The sequence below is a fragment of the Candidatus Eisenbacteria bacterium genome (assembly GCA_016235265.1).
GTDB lineage: Bacteria > Eisenbacteria > RBG-16-71-46 > RBG-16-71-46 > JACRLI01 > JACRLI01.
Genome location: JACRLI010000022.1, coordinates 1 through 24,424 on the forward strand (window position 1 = coordinate 1; position 24,424 = coordinate 24,424).

Annotated in this window: 19 protein-coding genes; 15 read left to right on the forward strand and 4 right to left on the reverse strand. The window is 72.4% G+C overall.

All coding sequences use genetic code 11. The features are described from left to right. Positions 1–241 precede the first annotated feature (241 nt). On the forward strand, positions 242–1,681 hold the full coding sequence (locus HZB25_12180) for a pyridoxal-phosphate dependent enzyme (protein MBI5837987.1): 1,440 nt from the start codon (positions 242–244) through the stop codon (positions 1,679–1,681). A gap of 3 nt (positions 1,682–1,684) precedes the next feature. On the opposite strand, the gene ygfK is transcribed toward HZB25_12180, so the two are convergent. The 3 genes from ygfK to HZB25_12195 form a co-directional block, all read right to left on the reverse strand. Next, a complete protein-coding gene (ygfK, locus tag HZB25_12185; GenBank protein MBI5837988.1) occupies positions 1,685–5,044 on the reverse strand; it encodes a putative selenate reductase subunit YgfK in 3,360 nt (1,119 codons plus the stop codon). Further along, positions 5,041–6,096 (reverse strand): saccharopine dehydrogenase NADP-binding domain-containing protein, encoded by a 1,056-nt coding sequence (locus HZB25_12190; GenBank protein MBI5837989.1) that lies wholly within the window; start codon positions 6,094–6,096, stop codon positions 5,041–5,043. The genes ygfK and HZB25_12190 overlap by 4 nt, the downstream gene beginning before the upstream one ends. Before the next feature lie 181 nt (positions 6,097–6,277). Next, positions 6,278–6,724, reverse strand: a complete 447-nt coding sequence (locus HZB25_12195) for a hypothetical protein (protein ID MBI5837990.1) — start codon at positions 6,722–6,724, stop codon at positions 6,278–6,280. 216 nt (positions 6,725–6,940) lie between these two features. Between HZB25_12195 and HZB25_12200 the strand changes: the two genes are divergently transcribed. From HZB25_12200 to selB, 14 genes are all read left to right on the forward strand, one after another. Continuing rightward, a complete protein-coding gene (locus HZB25_12200) occupies positions 6,941–7,657 on the forward strand; it encodes a sulfite exporter TauE/SafE family protein (protein MBI5837991.1) in 717 nt (238 codons plus the stop codon). 4 nt (positions 7,658–7,661) lie between these two features. Then, the gene (locus tag HZB25_12205; protein MBI5837992.1) at positions 7,662–8,270 is read left to right on the forward strand and encodes a TlpA family protein disulfide reductase; all 609 of its coding nucleotides are present in this window, start codon (positions 7,662–7,664) and stop codon (positions 8,268–8,270) included. A 42-nt stretch (positions 8,271–8,312) separates the two neighbouring features. Continuing rightward, positions 8,313–8,471 (forward strand): hypothetical protein, encoded by a 159-nt coding sequence (locus HZB25_12210; protein MBI5837993.1) that lies wholly within the window; start codon positions 8,313–8,315, stop codon positions 8,469–8,471. 21 nt (positions 8,472–8,492) lie between these two features. Beyond that, positions 8,493–9,710 carry a hypothetical protein gene (locus HZB25_12215; protein MBI5837994.1) on the forward strand — a complete coding sequence of 406 codons (1,218 nt, stop codon included), beginning with the start codon at positions 8,493–8,495 and terminating at the stop codon, positions 9,708–9,710. Beyond that, a complete protein-coding gene (locus HZB25_12220) occupies positions 9,710–11,245 on the forward strand; it encodes a 2,3-bisphosphoglycerate-independent phosphoglycerate mutase (GenBank protein ID MBI5837995.1) in 1,536 nt (511 codons plus the stop codon). The genes HZB25_12215 and HZB25_12220 overlap by 1 nt, the downstream gene beginning before the upstream one ends. A 187-nt stretch (positions 11,246–11,432) precedes the next feature. Next, on the forward strand, positions 11,433–12,989 hold the full coding sequence (locus HZB25_12225) for an aldehyde dehydrogenase family protein (GenBank protein MBI5837996.1): 1,557 nt from the start codon (positions 11,433–11,435) through the stop codon (positions 12,987–12,989). A gap of 119 nt (positions 12,990–13,108) precedes the next feature. After that, entirely contained in the window at positions 13,109–14,038 is a 930-nt protein-coding gene (locus tag HZB25_12230) for an NAD-dependent epimerase/dehydratase family protein (protein MBI5837997.1), read from the forward strand. Positions 14,039–14,431: 393 nt separating this feature from the next. Continuing rightward, positions 14,432–15,679, forward strand: a complete 1,248-nt coding sequence (gene rho, locus HZB25_12235; GenBank protein ID MBI5837998.1) for a transcription termination factor Rho — start codon at positions 14,432–14,434, stop codon at positions 15,677–15,679. Between the two features lie 188 nt (positions 15,680–15,867). Then, a complete protein-coding gene (rpmE, locus tag HZB25_12240; GenBank protein ID MBI5837999.1) occupies positions 15,868–16,089 on the forward strand; it encodes a 50S ribosomal protein L31 in 222 nt (73 codons plus the stop codon). Positions 16,090–16,291: 202 nt separating this feature from the next. Further along, positions 16,292–17,185, forward strand: a complete 894-nt coding sequence (locus HZB25_12245) for a DUF1385 domain-containing protein (GenBank protein MBI5838000.1) — start codon at positions 16,292–16,294, stop codon at positions 17,183–17,185. Between the two features lie 25 nt (positions 17,186–17,210). Continuing rightward, positions 17,211–18,311 (forward strand): peptide chain release factor 1, encoded by a 1,101-nt coding sequence (gene prfA / locus HZB25_12250; GenBank protein MBI5838001.1) that lies wholly within the window; start codon positions 17,211–17,213, stop codon positions 18,309–18,311. A 156-nt stretch (positions 18,312–18,467) separates the two neighbouring features. Beyond that, positions 18,468–19,316 carry a peptide chain release factor N(5)-glutamine methyltransferase gene (gene prmC, locus HZB25_12255; GenBank protein ID MBI5838002.1) on the forward strand — a complete coding sequence of 283 codons (849 nt, stop codon included), beginning with the start codon at positions 18,468–18,470 and terminating at the stop codon, positions 19,314–19,316. 71 nt (positions 19,317–19,387) lie between these two features. Beyond that, positions 19,388–20,650 carry a UDP-N-acetylglucosamine 1-carboxyvinyltransferase gene (gene murA / locus HZB25_12260; protein MBI5838003.1) on the forward strand — a complete coding sequence of 421 codons (1,263 nt, stop codon included), beginning with the start codon at positions 19,388–19,390 and terminating at the stop codon, positions 20,648–20,650. 50 nt (positions 20,651–20,700) lie between these two features. Then, positions 20,701–22,602 carry a selenocysteine-specific translation elongation factor gene (selB, locus tag HZB25_12265; GenBank protein ID MBI5838004.1) on the forward strand — a complete coding sequence of 634 codons (1,902 nt, stop codon included), beginning with the start codon at positions 20,701–20,703 and terminating at the stop codon, positions 22,600–22,602. Positions 22,603–22,638: 36 nt separating this feature from the next. Here selB and HZB25_12270 read toward each other — a convergent pair whose 3' ends face one another. Then, a complete protein-coding gene (locus HZB25_12270; protein MBI5838005.1) occupies positions 22,639–24,423 on the reverse strand; it encodes a DUF814 domain-containing protein in 1,785 nt (594 codons plus the stop codon). Between the last annotated feature and the right edge of the window lies 1 nt (position 24,424).

Genomic DNA, 24,424 nt, shown 5'->3' on the forward strand with positions numbered 1-24,424 from the left:
AGTTCGAGGTGCGCCGCGGTCAGTCGTTCTGGCGCGGCCTGCGCGAGCTCCTCCCGGTGTGGGACGCGATGATCGGGGAGTTCAACCAGCGCACGGGTGTGACGGTCGGATCGTGAGCGGACCGGGTCGCGCATTCGCGGGCGGCGCGGCCGGCGGCGGGTCGGCCGGCGCTTCTTCCGGCGGATTCGGGGGGATCCCCCCCGCGGCCTCGCGCCTGGTGTGCGCCGGATGCGCCGCGCCGATGCCCGGACCCGACGGCCGCTTCTGGCCGTTCCGCTGCCCCAACGCCGGATCCGGCGACGGCGCCGACCACGTCGTCGCGCGCGTGCTCCCGGCCGACCTGGCCGACTTTCCCCGGCAGGGTGATCCCAACCCCTTCGTGCGCTTCCGCGAGTTCCTGCACTCCTGGCACGTGGCCCGGGCGGGGGGTCTTTCCGACGCCGACTTCATCGCCCTCGTGAAGGGTTTCGACCGCGCCGTGGCTGCCGTGGATGGCCACGGATTCCGCTCCACGTCCTTCGCCCCGCACCCGGAGCTGACCGCGCGGCTGGGTCTGAAGTCCCCCGGGGCGGCCTGGGTGAAGGACGAAACCGGGAACGTCTCCGGATCCCACAAGGCGCGTCATCTCATGGGGATCGCGCTGTATCTTGATGTGGTTGCGAAGCTGCGCGAGCGGGCGCGGAGCGCGGTGGACCTTGACGGGGCGGGGCCACACCCCGCGGGGGACGGCCCGGGGCCCGCGGCGGTGCCGCCGGACCTCGCGATCGCCAGCTGCGGCAATGCCGCGCTCGCGGCGGCGGTGGTGGCCCGGGCCGCGGAGCGGACGCTGCGCGTGTTCGTGCCCGAGGATGCCAACCCGCGGGTGCTGGAGCGGCTGCGCTCGCTGGGTGCGCGGGTCGAAATCTGCCGCCGGATCGCCGGCGTCGCGGGCGATCCGTGCGTCCACGCGTTCCGCGCGGCCACCGCGGCCGGGGCGCTGCCCTTCTGCTGCCAGGGCAGCGACAACGGGCTCACGGTGGAGGGCGGCGAGACGCTCGCCTGGGAGATGGCCGCGGAGCTAGACCGCGCGGGCGCCCGCCTCGACCGGCTGTTCGTGCAGGTGGGGGGTGGGGCGCTGGCCAGCGCCTGCGCGCAGGGCCTGCGGGAGGCGGCTGCGGCGGGCGCCTCGTTCGGCGCGCCTCGTCTGCACGCGGTGCAGACCCGCGGCGCGTGGCCGCTGCGGCGCGCCTACGAGAAACTGCGCGCGCGTGCGATGGAGCGCCTGGGGCACTCGCCGCCCGGCGGGCCGGGGCACGCCCGCGACGCGGCGGGCGCGGACTTCCTTCGCGGCAAGGCCGGGACCCCGGAGGTGCGCGAGGCATTGCGCCACGCACGGGCGCACCGCGCGGAGTACATGTGGCCGTGGGAGCAGACGCCGCGCAGCGCGGCGCACGGCATCCTGGACGACGAGACCTACGACTGGTTCGCGGTGGTGGAGGGGATGATCGCCAGCGGCGGCTGGCCGGTGACGGTCTCCGAGGAGCGCCTGCGCGAGGCGCGCGACCTGGCGCGCTCCGCCACGGCCGCGCCCGCCGACCACACCGGCACCGCCGGGCTCGCGGGCCTGCTGGAGCTGCGCGCGGCAGGGCTGGTGCGGGAAGACGAGGTGGTGGCGGTGCTGTTCACCGGGGTGGAGAGGTAGCGCCTACCAGCCCGGCAGCTGCTCCAGCGCCGGCAGCAGCGCGATGAGCGTGGCGCACGGCAGGAGGTCCACCCGCTCGCCCTCCGCCAGTATGCCCACCGGCTCCGCGGACACCAGCTTCCAGCCTTCCACCCTCCAGAAGGCGCGCACCTTCGGACCGCGATACACCGCTTCGTTCCCGCTCACCGCCAGGCGGTGCCTGCCGCCGCCGATCTTCGCCTCGAGCACCACGGCCTCCCCGGAGCGCTCCGCGCGGTACGCGTCGTCTCCGGCGCACTCGAAGCCCGCCACGTCGAGCCAGAAGCTCGGCTTGGCCCGCCACGGTTCGCCGCGGGTGGGACAGAAGGTGGTGCAATTGCCGCAGCGGTTGCAGAAGTCGGCCACGTGCGCGATCTGCACCCGCTGGCGCGCCTCGAAGGCGGCGCAGTCCGCCGGCACCAGCGCGCCCCCGCGCATCGCCAGCTCCCCGGGCTCCACCCTCAGCGGCGACATGGCAAACGCCTGCAGCGCCCGGTTGGGGCACACGGTCACGCACAGGCTGCAGACCTCGTCGCAGTCCAGGCATCGCGACGCCTCGCGCGCGGCGGCGTCCGCGCCGAAAGGCAGGTTCACCTCGTCGAAGCCCCGCCGGCGCGCCACCGGGAGCACCGGGACCGGCTCCGCCGGCGCCCGCGCGGCCCGCTTCGCCATCAGTTCCGGCAACCCCAGGAACTTTTCCAGCTCCACTTCAGAGGGCAGCGCCGATCCGTGGCGGCGCGCGATCTCCGCGGCGGCGCGCCTTCCGTCGGCCACCGCCTCGATGATCGAGGCCGGCCCGCGCACCACGTCGCCGCCCGCGAAGATGCCCCGGACGCGCGTCTCGCCGGTCCCGGGGTCCACGCGCAGCGTGCCGTCGCGCCCGATCTCCACGTCCTCGCCGTCCAGGAAATCCAGCGCCGTGTCCTGGCCCACCGCCGGGATGATGAGCTCGCACGGCAGCACCACGTCGGGCTCGCCCGTGGGCACCGGCCGGGCGCGCCCGGACGAGTCCGTCGCGCCGGGCCTCATCGGGCGGCAGCGCAGGCCCACGGCCCGCCGGGGCGTTTCGGTGGCGGTGGCGTCCGGACCACCGGCCGCGGGAATGCCAACCGGGGAATCCAGGACCACCTCCACCGGCGCCAGCCACTCCCGGATCTCCACGCCCTCAAGGTCGCACGCGTGGATCTCCTCGGGATCGGCGGGCATGGCCGCGCGCGAGCGGCGGTAGACCAGCGTGACGGATCCAGCCTCCACCAGGCGGCGCGCGGTGCGCGCGGCGTCCATGGCGGTGTTGCCTCCGCCCACTACCAGCACCCGCGGGCCGGGGTCCTGCGCGCCCCCGCGGCGCGCATGGCGCAGAAATTCGAGCGCGTCGGTCACGCCCGCGGCGTCGTCTCCGGGCACGCCCAGCCGCCGCCCGCGCTGCGCGCCCACGCCCACCACGAAGTTCCGGAAGCCCTCGCGCCTCAGGCTGTCGAGGTTCGCCCCGGAGCCCAGGCGCACGCCGGTGCGCACCTCCGCGCCCAGGGACTTCACCCGTTCGATGTCGCGCTGCGAGGACGCCGCGGGCAGCCGGTATTCCGGCACCACGCCCGAGACCATGCCGCCGGGGGCGGGCGCGGCGTCGAAGAGGGTCACGCGCAGGCCCGCGAGGCGCAGGTAGAACGCGGCCGAAAGACCCGCCGGGCCCGCGCCGATCACCGCCACGCGCGCCTCGTGGTCCCTGCCCGGGGCCGGCGTGCTGGCCGGGGCCGCCTCCGCGGCGAAGCGCTTCACCTCGCGGATGGCCAGCGGCGCGTCGTAGTGGTTGCGCACGCAGGCATCAATGCACGGCTGGTCGCAGATGCTGCCGGTCACGGTGGGCAGCGGATTGGTGCGCAGGATCACGTCCAGCGCCTCGGCGCGCCGGCCGCGGGCCACCAGGAACATGTAGTCGGGCACATTCTGGTGCGCCGGACAGGCCTCCATGCACGGGGCGGCCACGCAGTCGAATGCTCCCAGCTCGCGGGAGCGCTTGGTGGCCATGGGCCGCTCGCGGCGCGCATAGCGGGGCTCGCCGGCCACGTGCGCGGCGTGCCGGGCCAGGCGCTCCCGGGCGCCGGTCCCCGTGAACTCCGCCAGCGTCTTCGCCGCGGCCGTCTCCATGGCCGCGCCGAGGTTGGACAGGTACTGCCCCAGTCTCGCGTAGCCGCCTGGCTTGAGCAGGTCGGTGCACACCGTGACCGGCCCCAGCCCGTCGGCCACCAGGTCGGGGAAATTGTCGGCGTCCGCGCCGCCGCAGAAGGAGATGGGCACGGTGCCGTCCAGCTCCTCGGTGAGCCGGTGCGCCAGCGTCAGCGTGAGCGGGTGCAGCGCGCGGCCGGAGAGGTACATCATCGGCTCGGACGGCGGGAACACCCGCCCGCGGTTGCGGACCTCGAGGGTGTTGGAGAGCTTGATGCCAAAGGTGACGTCGCGCCCGGGCGCGCCGGCGGGTCGCGCGGCCACTGACTTCGCGGCGGCGGCCAGGTTGCGGATCATGGCCACGGCGTCGCCGAATCGCGGGTCGTGTTCGAAGGCCGCGTCGGGGACCTCGATGTCGAATCCCTGGCGCGCGTTCAACAGTCCCCGCAGGGTGTCCGGGCCCAGCAGCGTGGGGTTGAGCTTCACCCAGGTGTGCACCCCCAGCTCCTCCAGCAGGTAGCGGGCGATGCGCTCGATCTCCGCCGGCGGGCAGCCGTGCATGGTGGAGAGGGTCACGGCGCCGGAGATGCGCGCCGGGACCTCGACCTCCCGCGCCCGCGGCTCCACCTTCGCCACTTCCTCCAGGGCCGCGGCCACCTCGGCGCCGGCGTCGCGCATGCGGGCCAGGAAGCGCTGCATCTTCCCGCCGCGGATGCCCTCGAGGTCGTAGCCCACGCTCATGTCGAAGATCACGCCCGGTCCGGGACGGCCCATGCGGCGGGCCAGCACGTGCACCAGCACCCAGGCCTTCAGGTACTCGTCGAAGGACTGCTCCAGCGCCAGCTCCTGGGACCACTCGCAGTTGTAGGTCTCGTCCGCGGAGTCGATGCACGGGCGCGCCACCTCGATGTCGTCGCGGGCCTGCACCGTCTTGAGCTCCATGAACCGCGCCCCGCACAGCCACGCCGAAACCAGGTTCTGCGCCAGCTGCGTGTGCGGCCCCGCGGCAACTCCCAGCGGCGCCTCCACGCTCCCGCCCAGCAGGCGCATCTCCATGCGCGCGTCGGGGAAGGCCAGGTTGGCGCGGGGCACGCCCAGCACCGGGCCGGTGCCGTCGAGGGCGGGAAACAGCCACCGGGCGAGGGTGGCCAGCGGCGCGGGGCGGAACGCGGGCAGGCTCACGGGGTGTGGACCAGTTTTACGCCGCGCCGATCCAGCGCCCCCACGATGAAGTCGTAGGCGGCCGCGTCGCGGGCCACGTGCTCCAGCGGCAGCACGCCCCGTTCGCGCACCGCGCGCGCCGCGGCCAGCTGCGCGGTGACCGAGGTGGTCAGCGCGGTGGTGCGGGCCATGGCGCTCAGGCCCGTGGCCGGATCGTACCGGTCCACCATGGAAAAGGTCTCGACGCGCTTGTCGCGCCGCACGCGCACCAGGAAGGCCACCAGGTCGTTGGGGGGCACCTCGGCGCAGCGCGCCCGGAATTCCTCCACCAGCCGGCCGCTCTTCAGAAGCGGCTGGATGGCGGCCACGTGGCCGGGCCAGCGCAGCGTCTTCTCGGCCATCTCCTTCGCCCCCGGCAGGGTGGTGATCAGGGTGCGCAGGCCGTCGCTGGTGAAAGCCTCCATGGTGCCGACGCCGGGCACCTCCAGGGTCTCCATTTCGGTGAACACCGGGAAGCTCACTTCCCGGCCGCCGCGCAGCACGCGCGCCGGGCGGGTGTACTCCTCCAGCAGGTCGTCGGGCGACCAGGTGATCACGTAGCCGTAAGGCTTCGTCGGATCCTGCGTCACGCCGCCCACGTAGATCACCGCCTCGTCGAAGGGCCCGCCGACGGCGAAGGAGCGGCCCACGGCGAGATTCGAGAGCCCCGGTGCCAGCCCGCAGTCGGGCAGGATCGCCACGCCGGCCTTGCGCGCGGCGGCGTCCAGCGTCAGCGGGTCCTCGGCGCAGAAACTCACGTCCACCAGGTCGCGGCGCGCCTCGATGGCCGCCTGCATGGCGCCGAAGCCGAAGCGGGAGGGCAGCGCCCCCACACCCAGGTCGTGGTCGCGCAACAGGCGCGCCACGGTCTCCACGGAGGAGCAGTCGGCCTCGGTGAACTCGATGTTGGGCAACCGGGGGAGTTCGGGCCGTCGCAGGTCGGCCACGTTGATGCGCGCGGCCGGCATGGAGCGGGCCAGGTCAGAAGCCAGGACGCGCCCCTGCGCGCCGCCGCCGAGGACCAGGATGTTCATCGCGGGAGTCCTTCCGTTCGCAGCGGAGCGCGGGCGGGCGCCCCGGGCCAGGAGGCCATGTTCCCAATAATAAGATGGTGAGGAAGTCGGAGCGAGAATATCAGAACGACCGGAGAGGGCAAGCCGGGCGGCGGCGGGGCGGGAGGAGCTGGGACGGGGGAATCTGCCCCGGCGCCGGGCGTCAGGAGCCGCTTTCCCGCGGCCACATCCGGAGCATCAGTCCGGCGCACACCAGTGGCCCCGCCAGCATCTCGAGGCGTCCCGACACCACGGCCGTCACCGTGAACACCAGCGCGCTGCCCTCCAGCACCACCAGGGCGATGAGCCCGCGGCGGAGCGAGTCGAGCGCCACCGGGGAGACCGGATCGCCACCGGGGGGGGATTCGGCGGGGACGTCCGTGGCGCGCAGCGAGAGCCACGAGCCCGCGAGGAGCATCCCCAGCGCCGCGCCCATCAGCGCGTACTGGATCACGGGCGGGATCGCGCCTTCGGGGACGACGCGGGCGCGCGCGATCACGAACCAGCCGAGGACGGTGTAGAGCAGCGTGGCCGCGGTCATCGCCGCGCAGATCACGCGGCGGGCGAGCAGCGGGCTGGCGGCGGAGCCGGATGGGACAGGAGCGGCCATAGGCCGCGAGCATCGGCCAGGATTGCGGTCGGGTCAAGCCGGCGCCAACCCCCGCCCGGACCGGCGCCCGCCAGGCCCGCCTCCGCCGGATGGCAACCTCCGGGCGGCGCCGGCCGTCCCACTTCCGGCAGCCCGCCCCGGCTTTGACGGCCCCTGTCCGGCTCTGCTATCTTGAAGTGTTACCGCGCCGTACGGGCGCCACCGGGAGAGTCCGCCTTGAACCAGGAAGTGTCCATCTTCGTCAGCTTCGTCGCCGGCCTCACTTCGTTCATCTCCCCCTGCGTGCTGCCGATCGTCCCGGGGTACCTGTCGTTCATCTCCGGGGTGTCCCTGGAGGAGATGCAGGGGGACAAGGCCGCCCGCAAGGTGATGTTTGCCGCGCTGGCGTTCGTGCTGGGCTTCTCCACGGTGTTCGTGGCGCTGGGGGCCTCGGCCACCCTGGTGGGCGCGTTCCTCAAGCACAACTCGGTGCTGCTGGCGCGGGTGGCGGGGGTGGTGATCATCGTGTTCGGCCTGCACATGACCGGGCTGCTGAAGATCCCCTTCCTCACCTACGAGAAGCGCTTCCAGGCGCGCGAGCGCCCGATCAGCCCCCTGGGAGCCTACGTGGTGGGGCTGGCGTTCGCCTTCGGGTGGACGCCCTGCATCGGCCCCATCCTGGCGGCCATCCTCACGCTGGCGGCCGCGCAGCACACCGTGGCCAAGGGCATCCTGCTGTTGTCGGTGTACTCGCTGGGGCTGGGGCTGCCGTTCCTGCTGGCGGCCGCGGCGGTGAACGGGTTCTTCAAGTTCTTCCAGGGTTTCAAGAAGCACCTCCACACGGTGGAAGTGGTGAGCGGTGTGGTGATGATCGCCGCGGGCCTGCTCATCCTCACCGGTTACCTTACCGTGCTCTCGAACTGGTTCAGCCAGTGGCTGCCCAGCGTGGGGTGATGGAATGACCGTTCGATTCTCCCGCAGCGCCCTCCCGACCTCCCTGCTCCTCGCGGCGCTCTTGGCCGTGCTGGCCACTGGCTGCGCGCAGAGGAAAGAAGCGCCTGCCACCGAAGCCGCCCACGGCGGCGCCGGGCAGGCGGTCAACACGCCGCCGGAAGCGCCGGCCGGTGAAGTGCAGGCGACCCCGGGCGGCGAGAAGCCCTGGCCGGCCCCGGCGTTCGAGTTGAAGACCGTGGACGGGGGCACGGCGCGCATGGCCGACCTCAAGGGCAAGGTGGTGCTGGTGGACTTCTGGGCCACCTGGTGCCCGCCGTGCAAGAAGGAGATCCCGCACCTGGTCACGCTGTACGACCGGTACAAGGACAAGGGCCTGGTGGTGCTGGGCGTGGCGGACGATCCCAACGACCACTCCCGTGTGGCCCCGTTCGTGACGAAGAACCAGATTCCCTACCCGGTGGCCTACAGCGTGGAAGGCACGGCCGACTCGTTCGGCGGCCTGGTGGGCTACCCGACGGTGTTCGTGATCAACCGCGACGGCCAGGTGGTGGGCAAGTTCATCGGCTACACCGACGAATCCACGCTGGAAGCGGCCGTCCAGAAGCTGCTGTAACCCCGGCGCGATCCCGGGCACGAGGAAGAGGGACCCTGGACCATGAATCCCCATCGTATCGCCACGCTCGGCGTGCGGGTGCTGATGGCGCTTTCGTTCGGGCTGCTGGCCGCGGGCAGCCCCAACAGCGCCACCGCGCCGGCGGACTTCACCCTCGACTTCATCGCCGACTTCAAGGGCAACATCGAGCCCTGTGGCTGACACGCGGGCCAGTATGGCGGGGTGGCCCGGAGGGTCGCCTACCTCAAGAAGGCCGCGGGAGAGCCCGGCCACCGGTTGCTGGTCGCCGGAGGGGACTTCTTCGCGCCGGGTTCCTTCGACGAGAAGATGAAGGCCCAGGCGGGACTCAAGGCCTTCCACATGATGCACTACGACGCCGTGACGGTGGCGGACTTCGACTTTTCCCAGGGGATCCAGACCCTGCTCGACGCGATGCAGGGGCTGCCGCTGCTGACCACCAACATCGTGTGGTCGGACACGCGCAAGCCGCTGGGCGAGACCATGATCATCAAGGAGTACCGCGGCATTCCCAGTGAGAACCTGCCCGACGAGAAGTTCAAGGTGGCGGTGCTGTCCTTCCTGGACGAGCGCCACCAGGGCCCCATGGACTTCTACTTCGAGAAGGAGAAGCGCAAGCTCACCGTGCTGCCGGCGCTGCAGGCGGCCGCCGAGTGGGTGCCCCGGGCGCGCAAGAAGGCCGACGTGGTGGTGGCGCTGGTGCATATGAATTCCACCGAGGCGCTCAAGTTCGCCACCGACATGCCCGGCATCGACGTGGTGGTCACCGGCCACACCAACGAGCAGATCGTGGACCCGCCGCGCCGCGCCGGGAACACCTGGGTGGTGGCCAACGGGGACCGGGGTCGCTTCGTGGCGGAGCTGCGCTTCAACCTGGACCGCAACCACAGACTGTCCGACCCCTCGCCGCGCCAGACGCCCCTCGACGACCGCGTGGGCAAGGACACACTCGCCGAGAACATCGTCAAGGAGTTCAAGATCGACCTGGACCGGGTGCGCGGGGCGGGCGGGGCGAAGGGCGCGCCCCTGAAGCTGGAGACATCCCCGCAGTGGGCCTCCTTCCAGGTGTGCGTGAACTGCCACCAGGGCATCACCGACGCCTGGTCGCGCACGCCCCACGCGAAGGCCTACCAGACGCTGGTCAAGGAGGGCAACCAGGGCGAGCAGGAATGCCTGAAGTGCCACGTGGTGGGGCTGGGCAGCCCCGGCGGCTTCAATCCCGCCCGGCCGGACCCGCTGTTCCAGGGTGTGCAGTGCGAGAGCTGCCACGGCGCGGGCGTGAAGCACTCGGTGGCCCGGGACTCGGAGCGCAAGTCCACCATCATCGGCCACCCCGACGAGCAGAGCTGCCGGCGCTGCCACACCGCCGAGCGCAGCCCCAACTTCAACTTCGCGAAGTACTGGGAGAAGATCAGACACTGATGTCCCGACGCCGACCCGTCGCGCTGGTCATCATGGACGGCTGGGGGCTCCGCGACGACCCCCGGATGAACGCCGTGGCCATCGCCCGCACCCCCAACTACGACCGGCTGCGGCGCGAGTTCCCGTGGACCTCGCTGATCACGTCCGGCGAGGAGGTCGGCCTCCCGGCCGGCCAGATGGGCAACTCCGAGGTTGGCCACCTGAACCTGGGCGCGGGCCGCATCGTGTACCAGGACCTGGTGCGCGTCTCCAGGTCGGTGGAGTCCGGCGAGTTCCTCCGTATCCCGGCGTTCGTGGACCTGGTGCGCGCGCTGAAGCAGCGCGGCGGCGCGCTGCACCTGATGGGCCTGCTCTCCGACGGGGGCGTGCACAGCCACCAGCGGCACCTGTGGGCGCTGCTGGAGATGTGCCGGCAGCAGGGGCTGGACAGGGTCCACGTGCACGCATTCCTGGACGGGCGCGACACGCCGCCCCAGAGCGGCGCCGGCTTCATGTCCGAGCTGCAGGAGCGGATTCGCACCCTCGGCGTGGGCGACGTGGCCAGCGTCGGCGGCCGCTACTACGCCATGGACCGCGACAAGCGATGGGAACGCGTGCGACGCGCCTGGGACGTGGTGGTGGAGGGGAAGGGGCCGCTGCTGCCTGACCCGGTGCAGGCCATCCGGGCTTCCTACGCCGCCGGCAGGACCGACGAATTCATGGAGCCGGTGGCGATCGGCGACGGCGCGCCGCGGGGCCCGCTGCGTCCCGGCGACGGGGTGATCTGCTTCAACTTCCGCGCCGACCGTGCGCGCGAGCTGTGTGCCGCGCTCGCCGATCCCGCCTTCGACGGCTTTCCGCGGCAGGTGCCGGGAATCGAGCTGGTGACCATGACCCGCTACCGCGAGGAATTCCCGTTCCCGGTGGCCTTCGACAACGTGCGCCTGACCCGGATCCTGGCCGAGGTGTTCGCCGCGAACGGGCTCACCAACCTGAGACTGGCGGAGACCGAGAAGTACGCCCACGTCACGTATTTCTTCAACGGCGGCGAGGAGACCCCCTTCGCGGGCGAGGAGCGCATCATGATCGCCTCGCCCCGGGTGGCCACCTACGACCTGCAGCCGGAGATGAGCGCCCCCGAGGTGACCCGCACCATGCTGGCCCAGGTCGCCTCGGGCAAGTTCGACGCGTTCGTGCTGAACTACGCCAATCCCGACATGGTGGGTCACACCGGCGTGCTGGAGGCGGCCGTCAAGGCCGTGGAGACCGTGGACGCGGGCGTGGGCCAGGTGGTGGACGCCATCCTGGCGCGGGGTGGTGCCGTGATGGTCACCGCCGACCACGGCAATTGCGAGCAGATGTGGGACGAGACCACCCACGGCCCGCACACCGCGCACTCCACCAATCCGGTGCCGTTCATCGTGGCCGAGGCGGAAGAGCGCCGGCCGCTGCGCTCCGGCGGCATCCTGGCCGACGTGGCGCCCACGTTCCTGGGCCTGCTGGGCCTGGAAGCCCCGCCCGAGATGACCGGCCGCGACCTTCGCGCCCGTGGCTAGCGCGCCGAAGCGCCCCGCGCGGGCGCGGAAGAGGGGCACTCCTGCGGGGCCCGTCGCGGCCGCCGGAACGAGGAAGAACCCCGCGGCGAAACCGGCGCACCAGCCTGCAACCGCCCCGCATCCCGGCAGTGAGGCCTCCAGCCTGCTGATCGCCCATCGCTGGGAACGGGGAGCCGACCCCGCGCCGGTGCTCTCGCCCTGGACCGGGCTGCCGGTGGCCATGGTCGGGCAGGCCGGGCCGCGGGAGATGGAGCGCGCGCTGGAAGCGGCGAGCCTGGCGGAGCCGGCGCTGGCCGCGTGGCCGCGCCACGCGCGCGCGGCGGTGCTGGCCGAGGTGGCCCGCCTGCTGCGCCGCGACGGCGAACTGCTGGCCGGGATGATCGTGCGCGAGGCCGGCAAGCCGCTGCGCTTCGCCCGCCTGGAGGTGGATCGCGCGGTGCGCACCTTCGCGTGGGCCGCCGTGGAGGCCCTGCAGCCGCTCGGCGAGGCGCACGCGATGGACGTGGAGCCCGGCGGCGAGGACTACCTGGCGCGGACCGAGCGGTTCCCCGTGGGGGTGGTGGCGGCCATCACCCCGTTCAACTTCCCGCTCAACCTGGTGGCGCACAAGGTGGCGCCGGCGGTGGCGGCCGGCAATCCGGTGATCGTGAAGCCGCCGCCGCAGGCGCCGTCCGCCGCGCTGCACCTGGGCCGGCTCGTGGTCGAAGCCGGCGCGCCGCCCGCCTCGATCCAGGTGCTGCCGTGCGGCGCGGACGTGGCCCAGGCGCTGGCCACGGACCCGCGCGTGAAGCTCTTGTCCTTCACCGGCAGCGACGCGGTGGGCTGGAAGCTGCGCGCCCTGGCTTCCGGCAGGCGCTGCGTGCTGGAGCTGGGCGGGGACGCGGCCGCGGTGGTGCACGGGGATGCCGACCTGGAATGGGCCGCCGTGCGGCTGGCCCTGGGCGCGTTCCTGTATGCCGGGCAGGTGTGCATCTCGGTGCAGCGGGTGCTGGTGGAGCGCGGCGCGCTGCGCCGCTTCGCGCGGCTGTTCGCACACGCCGCGGAGGACCTCGCCGTGGGCGACCCGGCCGATCCCGCCACGGTGGTGGGCCCGATGATCGACGCCGCAGCCCAGGACCGGGTGCGGTCCTGGACCGCGGAGGCGGTGCGCGGCGGCGCGAAGACGCTGCTGGCGGCCGAGCGTCGCGGCCCGGTGCTCACGCCGTGCATCCTGGAGGACGCCCCGGGCGACAGCCGCCTGGCGCGTGAGGAAGTCTTCGGCCCGGTGGCGCTGGTGGAGGGCTACGACGATTTCGAGGCGGCCCTCGACCGGGTGAACCACTCGCGCTACGGGTTGCAGGCCGCGGTGTTCACCTCCGATCCGGGCCGGGCGGAGCGGGCCTTCCGCAGGCTGGAGGTGGGTGCGGTGGTGGTGAACGACTATCCCACCCTGCGCTTCGACCACCTGCCCTATGGCGGCGTGAAGGCCTCCGGGCAGGGCCGGGAAGGGGTGCGCGCCGCGATGCGCGAGATGACCGAGCCGCGCCTGCTGCTGCAGCGGGTCCCGGGCATCTCCGCGCCGGGCCGGCCCGCGGTGGCCGCAGAGCCGCCCGGCGCCGCCCCGCGGGCCATCGGGATCGGACCCCGGGAGGGCGACGAGGAGCACCGTTCCGGCGTCGCCGCGCCGGCCGCGGCCGGGTCCCCGGCGGGGGGAGCCCGGCCCGGGAAGCGCCGTCGCCGCCGGGGGGGACGCAGCCACCGGTAGCGCGGGGAGCGCCCGGAAGCCCCGCGAATTCGGCTCAAGATTCGGCGGCCGGCCGCCGAAAACGTCCTTCGGGCGCGTCCCGTCCTGCCCGGGAACCGCAGACCCTCCTGGAGACCACCTTGCGCATCCTCGTCACCGGCGGCGCCGGATTCATCGCCTCGCACGTCGCCGACCGCTACGTGGCCCTGGGCCACGAAGTGGCGGTGCTGGACAACCTGAGCACCGGCTTCCTGCCCAACGTGCCGCCGCAGGCCCGTTTCTACGAGGCCGACCTGCGCGATGCCGACGCCGTGGCCCGGGTGTTCCAGGACTTCCGGCCCCAGGTGGTGAATCACCACGCCGCCCAGATTGACGTGCGGGTGTCGGTGGACGACCCGGCTGGCGACGCCCTGATCAACGTGGTGGGCAGCTGCCGCCTGCTGACGCTATGCCGCAAGCACGGCGTGGAACGCTTCGTGTACATCTCCAGCGGCGGGGCGATCTATGGCGAGCCCCGCTACCTGCCGGTGGACGAGGAGCACCCGGTCAGCCCCGAGGCGCCCTACGGCATCACCAAGCACACCGTGGAGCACTATCTCGAGATCGAGCGGCGGCTGTTCGGGCTGAAGACGGTGGTGCTGCGCTACCCCAACATCTACGGCCCGCGCCAGAACCCCAGAGGCGAGGCGGGGGTGAACGCGATCTTCATCGGGATGATGCTCGAGGGCCGCGTCCCGGTGATCTACGGCGACGGCAACGCCGAGCGCGACTACCTGTACGTGCTGGACGCGGTGGAGGCCAACCATCTGGCGCTGTCGCGCGGGGAAGGCCAGGCATTCAACCTGGGGTGGGGAGAGGGCATTTCGGTGAACCGCCTGTATGGCCTGCTGCAGGAACTGGTGCCGTTCCCGCAGCCGGTGCGCTACTCCGAGGCGCGGCCCGGCGAAGTGAGCCGCATCTACCTGTCCGCCGCGAAGGCCCGGGCCGGGCTGGGATGGGAGCCCCGGGTGGACTTCCGGCAGGGGCTGCGGAACACCATCGAGTTCGTGCGCTCCGGGGCCGCGCGCTAGGGCCGCGGCGGGGGGCGAGGTCCGGCGCGGGGAATCGCGGGAGGGGCCCGGCGCATCAAAAAATGGCGGTTGACACCGGCAGCGGCCGCCCGTAGGCTCTTTCCAGTGCCGTGGCCATGGGGCTCCCCGCCCGGCGCTTCCGCAAGCCTCGTCCAAATCCCATCGGGTTCAATCCCTGTTCGTAACGCGAGTTCTTTCAAAGCCCCCGAACCTTGGACGAATGCCGCCGCGGGCCCAACCCTCGGCCCGGAGCCCGCAGAGTTCGACCCCTGGAGACCCCGTTTTCGGACAAACCGTTACGACCCACACACCCACCCTCGATCAACGAGCCGCCCAGGCGGCCCCGGTCCCGGCCCCACCCGTTTTGCCGGCCCCGGCGAAGGAGCCCAAGGAATGGATTTGCAGGAAATGAAGGGAAAGACCATCTCGGAGCTGCTCCAGGTGGCTCAGGAGATGAACGTTCCCGGAACCAGCGGCCTGCGGAAATCGGAACTGATCTTCAAGATCCTCGAGGCGCAGACCCAGAAGAACGGTCTGATCTTCGCCGAAGGGGTGCTGGAGATCCTTCCCGAGGGCTACGGCTTCCTGCGCTCGCCGGACTACAACTACCTGCCCGGTCCCGACGACATCTACGTCTCGCCGTCCCAGATCAAGCGTTTCGATCTGCGCACCGGCGACACGATCTCGGGCCAGGTCCGGCCCCCCAAGGACGGGGAGCGCTACTTCGCGCTGCTGCGCGTCGAGGCGGTGAACTTCGAGAGCCCCGAGGCGGCCAAGGAGAAGATCCTCTTTGACAACCTCACGCCGCTCTACCCGCAGGAGCGCATCAAGCTCGAGAACAAGAACCGCGACATCTGCACGCGGATCATCGACCTGCTGACCCCCATCGGGAAGGGGCAGCGCGGGCTGATCGTCTCCCCGCCGCGTGCGGGCAAGACCGTCCTGCTGCAGAAACTGGCCAACAGCATCACCGAGAACCACCCCGAGATCGTGCTGATCGTGCTGCTCATCGACGAGCGCCCGGAGGAAGTCACCGACATGGAGCGCTCGGTGCAGGGCGAGGTGGTGAGCTCCACCTTCGACGAGCCCGCCGAGCGGCACGTGCAGGTGGCCGACATGGTGATCGAGAAGGCCAAGCGCCTGGTCGAGCACAAGAAGGACGTGGTGATCCTGCTCGACTCCATCACCCGCCTGGCGCGCGCCCACAACACGGTGGTGCCGAACTCCGGCAAGATCCTCTCCGGCGGCGTGGACGCCAACGCCCTGCAGCGCCCCAAGCGTTTCTTCGGCGCGGCGCGCAACATCGAGGGCGGCGGCAGCCTTACAATCATGGCCACGGCCCTGATCGAGACCGGCTCGCGCATGGACGACGTGATCTTCGAGGAGTTCAAGGGCACCGGCAACATGGAGCTGATCCTCGACCGCAAGATCGCCGACAAGCGCATCTACCCGGCCATTGACATCAACCGCTCGGGGACCCGCAAGGAGGAGCTGCTCATGGAGCCGGAGACCATCAACAAGGTCTGGATCCTGCGCAAGTTCCTCAACGAGCAGAACCCGGTGGAGGCGATGGAGTTCCTCATCTCGAAGATGAGTGAGTCCAAGACCAACAGGAAATTCCTGGAAATGATGAACTCGTAGTCCGGGCGGTCCCCCCTGGGGCCGAAGTTGGCCCGGGAGCCCGCATGCTGTAGAATCGTGCAGTCCACCGGGGGCGCGAATGCCCCCACGAGAAGACCCGTCCACGGGGGCACGGCGGCCGGAATGTCGAACCGGATCGTGCCTGCGGGGCCCCTGGGCCCGGGCGGCAACACGGAAAGACCAGGACCATGAAGGCAGGCATTCACCCCGACTACAAGACCAGCAAGATCCTCTGCGCGTGCGGAAATGTCATCGAGACCCGCTCCACCATGGGCAGCCACCACGTGGAAATCTGCTCCAACTGCCACCCGTTCTACACGGGCAAGCAAAAGCTGATGGACACCGCCGGCCGCGTGGAGCGCTTCCGCCGCAAGTACGCCAAGAAGGACGAGGCTCCGGCCTCCTCGTAGCGACGAAGATCCAGGGCGTGCGGGGGGCCGGTTCCGGCGCCCCGCACGCCGTTTGTTTGGCCCCCGGGCGGGCCGGCCGCGGGCTTCGCGGCGGCAGCGCGGGGTGACCGGCGGAGATTTCCGGGCCGTGGCCGCGCGGCCCCCGGAGGATTCCTTGGGACGATTTTTGCCCGTGGGCGGGCAGGCGGTGATCGAGGGCGTGATGATGCGCTCCCCGGGCCGCGTGGCCACCGCGGTGCGCCGCCAGGACGGCGCGATCGTGTGGCAGGAGAAGCCGTTCATCTCCGTGACCCGCAAGGTCAAGCCGCTGGGCTGGCCGGTGGTGCGCGGCGCGGTGGTGCTCATCGAGGCCATGTCGCTGGGAATCTCCTCGCTGTCCTATGCGGCCGACGAGGCCGCGCGCGAGCCGGGCGAGGCCGCCCCCGCGCCGGGAGAGAAGAAGACCTCGTGGTTCTCGGCGCTGGTGCTGCCGCTCACCGTGGCCGCCTCGCTGGTGCTGGGCTTCCTGGCCTTCTTCGCGCTGCCGCTGTGGCTCACCGGTCTGTTCCACCTGCGGAGCAGCCTGGGGTTCAACCTGGTGGACGGCGTGTTCCGGCTGGCGATCTTCCTGCTCTACCTCTGGGGCATCGGCCGCTGGAGCGAGATGCAGCGCGTGTTCGAGTACCACGGCGCGGAGCACAAGACCATCCACGCGCTGGAGGCGGGCGTGGAGCTCACCCCGGAGAACGTGCAGCAGTTCAGCCGTTTCCACCCCCGTTGCGGCACCAGCTTCCTGCTCATCGTGATGCTGCTGAGCATCGTGGTGTTCTCGCTGCTGGGCAAGCCGGAGAACTGGCTGCAGCGCGTGGAGCGCTTCCTGTTCATCCCGGTGATCGCGGGTGTGGGGTTCGAATTCGTGCGGCTCTCGGCGAAGTACAGCTCGCTGCGGCCCGTGGCGTGGCTGATCCAGCCCGGCCTGGACCTCCAGAAGCTCACCACCCGCGAGCCTTCGATGGATCAGCTCGAGGTGGCCATCACCGCGCTCAAGGCGGTGTGGAACGAAGAGACCGCGGCCATGGCGCCCGACGCGGCGCTGGCTGCGGCCTGCGAGGGGTGAGGGGGACGTGGCCGAAGAATCCGGGATGAGGCGGGCCCTCGAGCAGGCGGTGCGGCGCCACCGGGAGCTTTCGGAGCGGCTGGTGGATCCGGCGGTGCTGGCCGACCACCGTGAGACGCAGAAGGTGGCCAAGGAGCGCTCCGATCTGGAGGACGCGGTGGCCTGCTTCGACGACCTGGTGCGCCTGGAGCGCTCGATCGCCGACGACGAGGCCGTTTCCCGCAGCGACGATGCCGAGCTGGCCGAGATGGCCCGGGCCGAGCTGCCCGGGCTGCGTGACGAGCTCGCGCGGCTGGAGGCGCGGGCCCGCGAGATCCTCCTGCCCAAGGATCCCAACGACAGCCGCAACGTGATCGTGGAGATCCGCGCCGGCACCGGCGGGGACGAGGCCGCCCTGTTCGCCGCCGAGCTCTACCGCATGTACACCAAGTACGCGGAGAAGCTGGGTTACGGAATCGAGGTGCTGAACACCAGCGGCGCCTCCGGCATCGGCGGTCTCAAGGAGGCCATCTTCCAGGTCAACGGCAGGGACGCCTACAGCAGGCTCAAGTTCGAGAGCGGCGTGCACCGGGTGCAGCGGGTGCCGGTCACCGAGGCGTCGGGGCGCATCCACACTTCGGCGGTCACGGTGGCGGTGCTGCCCGAGGCCGAGGACGTGGATGTCGAGATCCGCCAGGAGGACCTCGAGATCGACGTGTACCGCGCCGGCGGGCCCGGCGGCCAGGGCGTGAACACCACCGACTCGGCGGTGCGCGTGACGCACCTGCCCACCGGGCTGGTGGTCACCTGCCAGGACCAGCGCTCCCAGATCAAGAACCGCGCCAAGGCCATCAAGGTGCTCAAGTCCCGCCTGCTGGACCGCATGCAGCGCGAGCAGGAGGAGAAGCAGGCCAAGGAACGCCGCTCGCAGGTGTCCACCGGCGATCGCAGCGCCAAGATCCGCACCTACAATTTCCCGCAGGGCCGCGTGACCGACCACCGCATCGGCCTGACCGTCTACCGCCTGCAAGGCGTGCTGGAGGGGGAATTGGAGGAATTCACGGAGGGGCTGCGCGCTGCCGACGTGCAGGCCCGCATGGAAGGGCGCTCGCTGGCGGACGCGAAGGCGGCGGCGGAGGAGGACTGATCGTTCCCCGCGAGGCGCCGCGGGCCGCACGGGCAGGCAACAGGAGAGGGGTGGAGCCGGGTATGCGGCTCCACCCCTCTCCTGTTGCCTGCGCGCGGGGGCGCTCCTGCGGGGCGCTTCTTTGCGTTCCCCCGGCCGCGTGGTAGTTTCCAGCCGATGAAAGCGGTCCTGCGCGAGCTCCAATCCCTGATGGGTCCCGTCGGGCCGCACGAAGCCGAGGATCTCCTGGCGCACGTGCTGGGAGTGCGGCGGGCGGAGTTGTTCACGGGGGCCGGAAGCCCGGATCCCGAACAGTGGGAGCGCGCCCGCGCGCTCGCTGCCCGCCGCGCGGCGGGCGAGCCGCTGCAGGACCTCATCGGCTGGGTGCCGTTCCTGGACGCGCGCGTGCGCGTGGGGCCTGGAGTGCTGGTGCCGCGGCCGGAGACGGAATTGCTCACCTCCACGGCGCTGGAACTGTGGGCGGAACTGGGCATCCCGGAACCGCGCCACGCGCTGGACGTGGGCACCGGGTCGGGTTGCATCGCCGCCGCGGTGGCGCTGGCCGACCCGCGGGCGCGGGTCACGGCCACCGACATCTCCGGCGAGGCGCTGGCGTGGGCGGCGCGCACCGTGTACGAGAACGGCCTCGCCGGCCGCGTGCGGTTGTTGAAGGGGGACTTGTTCGAGCCGCTGCAGGCGGCCGGCTGCCGGGACGGGTTCGCCTCGCTGGTGATCTCGAACCCGCCCTACGTGGCCGACGGGGAGCGGGAGGCCCTCCCGGTGGAGGTGCGCGGGCACGAACCCGCGGGGGCGCTGTTCTCCGGCCCCGAGGGCCTGGACCACATCTCCCGGATCATCGCCGGGATCCCGCGCTGGCTGGCCGCCCCCGGTCTGCTGGCGGTCGAGATCGGATGGAAGCAGGAGGCCGCCGCGCTCTCGCTGGCCCGCTCCCGCGGCGTGTTCGCTCGCGCGGAGGTGCGGCCCGACCTGGCCGGCCGTCCACGGATGCTGTTCGGCTGGCGGTAGGCCCGCCCCGGCGCACGCCCGGGGCAATGGAATCCCGGTCCCGGCCGGGTACGTGGAAGGGAAGGGGAGACATGGACCGTTTCGTGATCGAGGGCGGTCATCCGCTCAGGGGCGCGATCCGCGTGAGCGGCGCGAAAAACGCGGTGCTGCCGGTGCTCACCGCCTCGCTGCTGGTGGAAGGCCCGGTGGAGGTGCACAACGTCCCGGACCTCAAGGACGTCCACACCACCTGCGAGCTGCTGCGCACACTGGGGGCAAAGGCCGAATTCCGCTCCGGCAGCGTGACGGTGGACGCCACCACCATCACGTCCACCACCGCGCCCTACGAGCTGGTGAAGACCATGCGCGCATCCATCTACGTGCTGGGGCCGCTGCTGGCGCGCTTCGGCACGGCGCGGGTGTCCATGCCCGGCGGGTGCGCGTGGGGCCCGCGCCCGGTGGACCTGCACCTGAAGGCCATGGAGGCGCTGGGGGCCGCGGTGACCGTGGAGCACGGCTATATCGAGGCCTCCGCCGCCAGGCTCAAGGGCTGCGGCTTCTTCTTCGAATTCCCGAGCGTGGGCGCCACCGGCAACCTCATGATGGCCGCGGCGCTGGCGGACGGGAAGACCGTGATCGAGAACGCCGCCCGCGAGCCGGACATCGAATGCCTGGGGGACTTCCTGGCCGCGTGCGGGGTGCCGATCCGGGGACAGGGCACCTCGCGGATCGAGATCGAGGGCGTGAAGCGGCTGAAGCCCGCCTCCTTCGCGGTGATCCCGGACCGCATCGAAGCGGCCACCTTCCTGGCCGCCGGCGCGGTCACCGGCAGCACCCTGCGCATCGAGGGCGCCCGGCCCGAGCACATGAGGGCGGCCATCAGCAAGATGGAGGAGACCGGCGCGAACGTGATGTGCGAGGGCTCCGAGATCGTCATCTCCAGCCCGCACCGCCTCTCCGCGGTGCGCGTCACCACCGCGCCCTACCCCGGGTTCCCCACCGACATGCAGGCGCAGATGATCGCGGTGCTCTCGCTCGCGAGCGGGCAGAGCGTGGTGACCGACACCATTTACCACGACCGCTGGGGCCACGTACCGGAGCTGCAGCGCCTCGGCGCGGACGTGCGCGTGGAAGGCAACGTGGCCGTGGTGAACGGCTCGCGCCGCCTCACCGGCGCGCAGGTGATGGCCACCGACCTGCGAGCCTCCGCCGCCCTGGTCCTGGCCGGACTGGCCGCCGACGGCGAGACCACCGTCTCGCGCGTGTACCACCTGGACCGCGGCTACGAGCAGCTGGAGAAGAAGCTCTCCGCGGTGGGTGCCGTGATCCGGCGCGAGCAGGGCCCCGGCGAGTGACAGGCAGGAGGACGACCGTCCGCAGCGAGCGCGGGCAGGAGCGCGCCTCCGTGCCTGAGCGCTTCGCCGTGATCGGCACCGCCGGCCACATCGACCACGGCAAGACCGCGCTGGTGCGCCGCCTCACCGGGGTGGACACCGACCGGCTCAAGGAGGAGAAGCAGCGGGGCATCTCCATCGACCTGGGGTTCGCACCGCTGGAGCTGCCGGGAGGGCTGCGCGCCGGGGTGGTGGACGTGCCCGGGCACGAGCGCTTCATCCACAACATGCTCGCCGGCGTGGGCGGCATCGACCTGGTGCTGCTGGTGGTGGCCGCCGACGAGGGCGTGATGCCCCAGACCCGCGAGCATCTCGCCATCCTGGACCTGCTGCACATTCCCCGCTGCGTGGCCGTGCTCAGCAAGTGCGACCTGGTGGACCCCGCGATGCTGCCGCTGGTGGAGGACGAGCTGCGCGAGGTGCTGGGCGCCACGCGATTCGCAGCCGCTCCCGTGGCGCGCTTCTCCGCGCGCACCGGCGAGGGAGCGGAGGCGCTCAAGGCCAGCGTGGCGGCGGCCCTCGGCGGCCTGCCGCTGCGCTCCGACACCGGCGCGGTGCGCCTGCCCGTGGACCGCGTGTTCACCCTGGAAGGCTTCGGCACCGTGGTGACCGGCACGCTGTGGCGGGGGCGGGTGCGCGTGGGCGACACGCTCACGCTGCAGCCCTCCGGCCGGAGCGTGCGGGTGCGCACCGTGGAGTCGCACGACCGGCGGGTGGAGGCCATCGGTGCGGGCAGCCGCGTGGCGCTCTCGCTGCATCCCCTGGCGCGCGACGAGGCGCGGCGCGGCGACTGGCTGGTCTCTCCCGGCTCCGCCGAGCCGCGACGGCGCGTGTCGGTGAGGCTCGAACTGCTGCGCGCCGCGCCGCGGCCGCTGGGCCAACGCACGCGGGTGACGTTTCACCTGGGATCCTCGGACTCGCCGGGCGTGTTGCGCCTGCTGGGTGTTCCCGGCCTCGAGCCCGGAGGCACCGCGCTGGCGCAGCTGGAACTTCGCCGTCCCGCGGTGGCCGAGCGTGGCGACCGCTTCGTGGTGCGCGCGGCCTCGCCGGCCGCCACGCTCGGGGGCGGCACGGTGATCGAGACGGGCGTGCAGCGCCACCGCGTGCACGACGCCGCGGGCCTCGAGCGTCTCGGGCGGCTGGAGCGGGGTACTGCCGCCGATCGGCTGGCCGAGGCGCTGGAGTCCTCGGCCGGCCCCATGACCCCGGCACAGTTGGAGCGCGCGGCCGAGTGCGCGCCCTCCGAGACACCACAGGCGCTCGCCGAGCTCGTGACCGCCGGCCGCGCGGCGCGCGTGGGCGGGGCCTACGTATCCGCGCGGCGGTTCGAGGAGGCGCGCGCGCTCCTGATGTCCGAGGTGGAGAGCCTCCGCCGGGAATTCCCGCTGCGCTTCGGGGTGGGCAAGGGCGAGCTCAAGAGCCGGCTGCAGCGCAGCGTGCCCGCGGCCCTCTTCGACTCGCTGCTGGCGCGCGCCGTGGCGGATGGCGTGCTGCACGCGCGCGAGGACCGGGTCTCGGCCACCGCGGAGGTCGCGCTGCCGGCGGACGCCGCCCGCGCGGCGGCCGCGATGCTCGAGGCCGCGCGCGAGGCGGGCCTGCAGGCGCGGCCGCCCGCGGAACTCGCGGCCCTGGGCGGGCCGCAGGGCGCGGAGGTCCTGGCGCGGCTGCTGTTCGAGCGCAGCCTGGTGAAGCTCGGGCCAGACCTGGTGTTCGATCCGGCGGCGCTCGTGGCCGCGTCGGCCCTCGTCCGCGAGCGGCTGCACACCGCGCCGAGACTCGCGGTCTCCGACTTCAAGGACCTGTTCGGATTGTCCCGGAAGTACCTCGTGCCGCTGCTGGAGCACCTGGACGCCGTGGGCGTGACCCGGCGGGAGGGGGACGTTCGCGTGGCGGGAGGACCGGGGAAGGGGTGAACAAGGCATCCGGGGCCCCCCAGGCCCGGGCTGCCTTCAGGAGGCTTCCGGGGCCTGCTTTCCCCCGGGTTTGCGCGGCCGCACGATCAGCGTCTTCGCCCGCTCCACCGTGACCTTGCCCGGCCCGCCCCGCGCGCGGCGCACGTGGCGCTTCTCGGCCACCAGCACCGACACGCGCGAGGAATTCCGGTCCTTGCTCATCCACGCCGCGTAGCCGGCCACCTCCTCCAGCGTGTGGCGGCTGGGATCGCCCGGCTGGCTGTCGCGCCGCAGCACCACGTGGGAGCCGGGCACGTGGGCGGCGTGAAACCACAGGTCGCCGGGTCGCGCCAGCTTATGGGTCAGGAAATCGTTCTGGCGGTCGTTGCGGCCCACCAGCACCGCCCAGCCCTCCTCGCTCACCACGCGGGACACCTCGCCGGCGCCGGAGCCTTCCTCGCGCGCATCGCTGCCCTTGCGCCCTGCCCGCGGCTGGCCCGCGCCACGCGCGCCGGCGCCGCGGTCTCCCGCCCTGCCGCCGCGCGCACCCGGCGGTCCTCCGCCGCGCGCGCCGGCGCCGCCTCGTCCCGCGCCCGCGTCACCGGCGCGCGGGCCCGCTGCGTCTGCGCCGGCGCGTTCCTCCTCCAGCACCCCCATGGCATCCAGGTCCCGCCAGCCGGCCGAATCCAGGATCCGCCCCGCCTCGGCGGCTGCGCCTTCCAGCTCCGCCTGCACTTGCGCGCGGCGGCCGGCCAGCATCGAGGAGCGGCGCGCCAGGCGCGCGGCGCGCCGGAGCATCTCGGTGGCGTTCTCCACGCCGGTGCGCGTGGGGTCGAGCTCGATGGCCACGGTTGCCGCGGGATCTTCGAGGTCGGGCAGCTCCGCGAGCGAGGTGCCGCGCGGCAGGCCGGCGCCGTGCGCCAGCAGGGTGTGGGCCTGCCGCTCGATGCGCTGTACCAGGCCCGCCTCGTCCGCCTCCGCCGACAGCTTCTCCAGGGCCCGCGCAGCGCGGGCCTGGCGCTGCAGCGCCCCGCGGGCGGCGGCGCGGCGCGCCACCAGCAGGCGGGCCGGCTCCAGGTGCGCGCGGTCGAGCCGCTCGAGGGCCTCCATCACCGAGGGCACCGGCTCGGGCTCGACCCCGAGGTGGGTGAGACGCACTCCGCTCACCACCGCGGGTCGCGCACCCGGGCCATGCAGCCAGGCGCGCCCGCCATGGGCCGCCTCGTCGAGCACCTCGGCCGCGGCGCGGGCCACGGCGCCGGGCTCGTCGCTGCCGGCACGCGTTCGCACCTCGCGCGCCACCGGAACGGTGAACGCGAGGGAAAGACGCGCCAGCGCGGTGTCGCGGAGCGGCTCGGGATGCTCCCGGATCCAACCCTCGAGGACTTCCTCGCCGGGAGGGCCCTCGGTGGCGCCGGGGGCGAATGTGGGAAGCGAACTCGTCCACGGCCGGTCGGAGGGGCGTCGGTGGCCCGCACGGACCTCGTCGCCCGAGAGCAGCAGCAGGCAGGGGCGGGGAGGGCCGACCAGCGAGATCTCGAGCGGACCTGAGACCACCTCGCCGAAAAGGCGCAGCCGGCCGGGCTCGGCGGCGGCCCCGGTGGCCTGCCAGCCGGTGAGCGCCTGGTCCATGTACTCCAGGGAGATGGGCAGGCCCTTCAACGCGTCCGCCGCCGCGGGGCAGATGCCGCAGCAGCCTTCGTCCAGCAGCAGCGCCCAGCGATTCCGGTCCAGGCGCAACGCCACCCGTCGCGGGTCCAGGCGCGCGAGCCCCCCGAAGCGCGCGCCACGGGTGCGCTCCGCCCACTCGGAGGCGAGGCGCCGGCAGGTAAGCAGGTCCACG

Coding starts and splice junctions, on each gene's coding strand:
- HZB25_12180 (MBI5837987.1), top strand. CDS start 242: ATGCCCGGACCCGACGGCCGCTTCTGGCCGTTCCGCTGCCCCAACGCC.
- HZB25_12190 (MBI5837989.1), bottom strand. CDS start 6,096: ATGAACATCCTGGTCCTCGGCGGCGGCGCGCAGGGGCGCGTCCTGGCT.
- HZB25_12195 (MBI5837990.1), bottom strand. CDS start 6,724: ATGGCCGCTCCTGTCCCATCCGGCTCCGCCGCCAGCCCGCTGCTCGCC.
- HZB25_12205 (MBI5837992.1), top strand. CDS start 7,662: ATGACCGTTCGATTCTCCCGCAGCGCCCTCCCGACCTCCCTGCTCCTC.
- HZB25_12210 (MBI5837993.1), top strand. CDS start 8,313: ATGAATCCCCATCGTATCGCCACGCTCGGCGTGCGGGTGCTGATGGCG.
- HZB25_12220 (MBI5837995.1), top strand. CDS start 9,710: ATGTCCCGACGCCGACCCGTCGCGCTGGTCATCATGGACGGCTGGGGG.
- rho (MBI5837998.1), top strand. CDS start 14,432: ATGGATTTGCAGGAAATGAAGGGAAAGACCATCTCGGAGCTGCTCCAG.
- rpmE (MBI5837999.1), top strand. CDS start 15,868: ATGAAGGCAGGCATTCACCCCGACTACAAGACCAGCAAGATCCTCTGC.
- HZB25_12245 (MBI5838000.1), top strand. CDS start 16,292: ATGATGCGCTCCCCGGGCCGCGTGGCCACCGCGGTGCGCCGCCAGGAC.
- prfA (MBI5838001.1), top strand. CDS start 17,211: ATGAGGCGGGCCCTCGAGCAGGCGGTGCGGCGCCACCGGGAGCTTTCG.
- prmC (MBI5838002.1), top strand. CDS start 18,468: ATGAAAGCGGTCCTGCGCGAGCTCCAATCCCTGATGGGTCCCGTCGGG.
- murA (MBI5838003.1), top strand. CDS start 19,388: ATGGACCGTTTCGTGATCGAGGGCGGTCATCCGCTCAGGGGCGCGATC.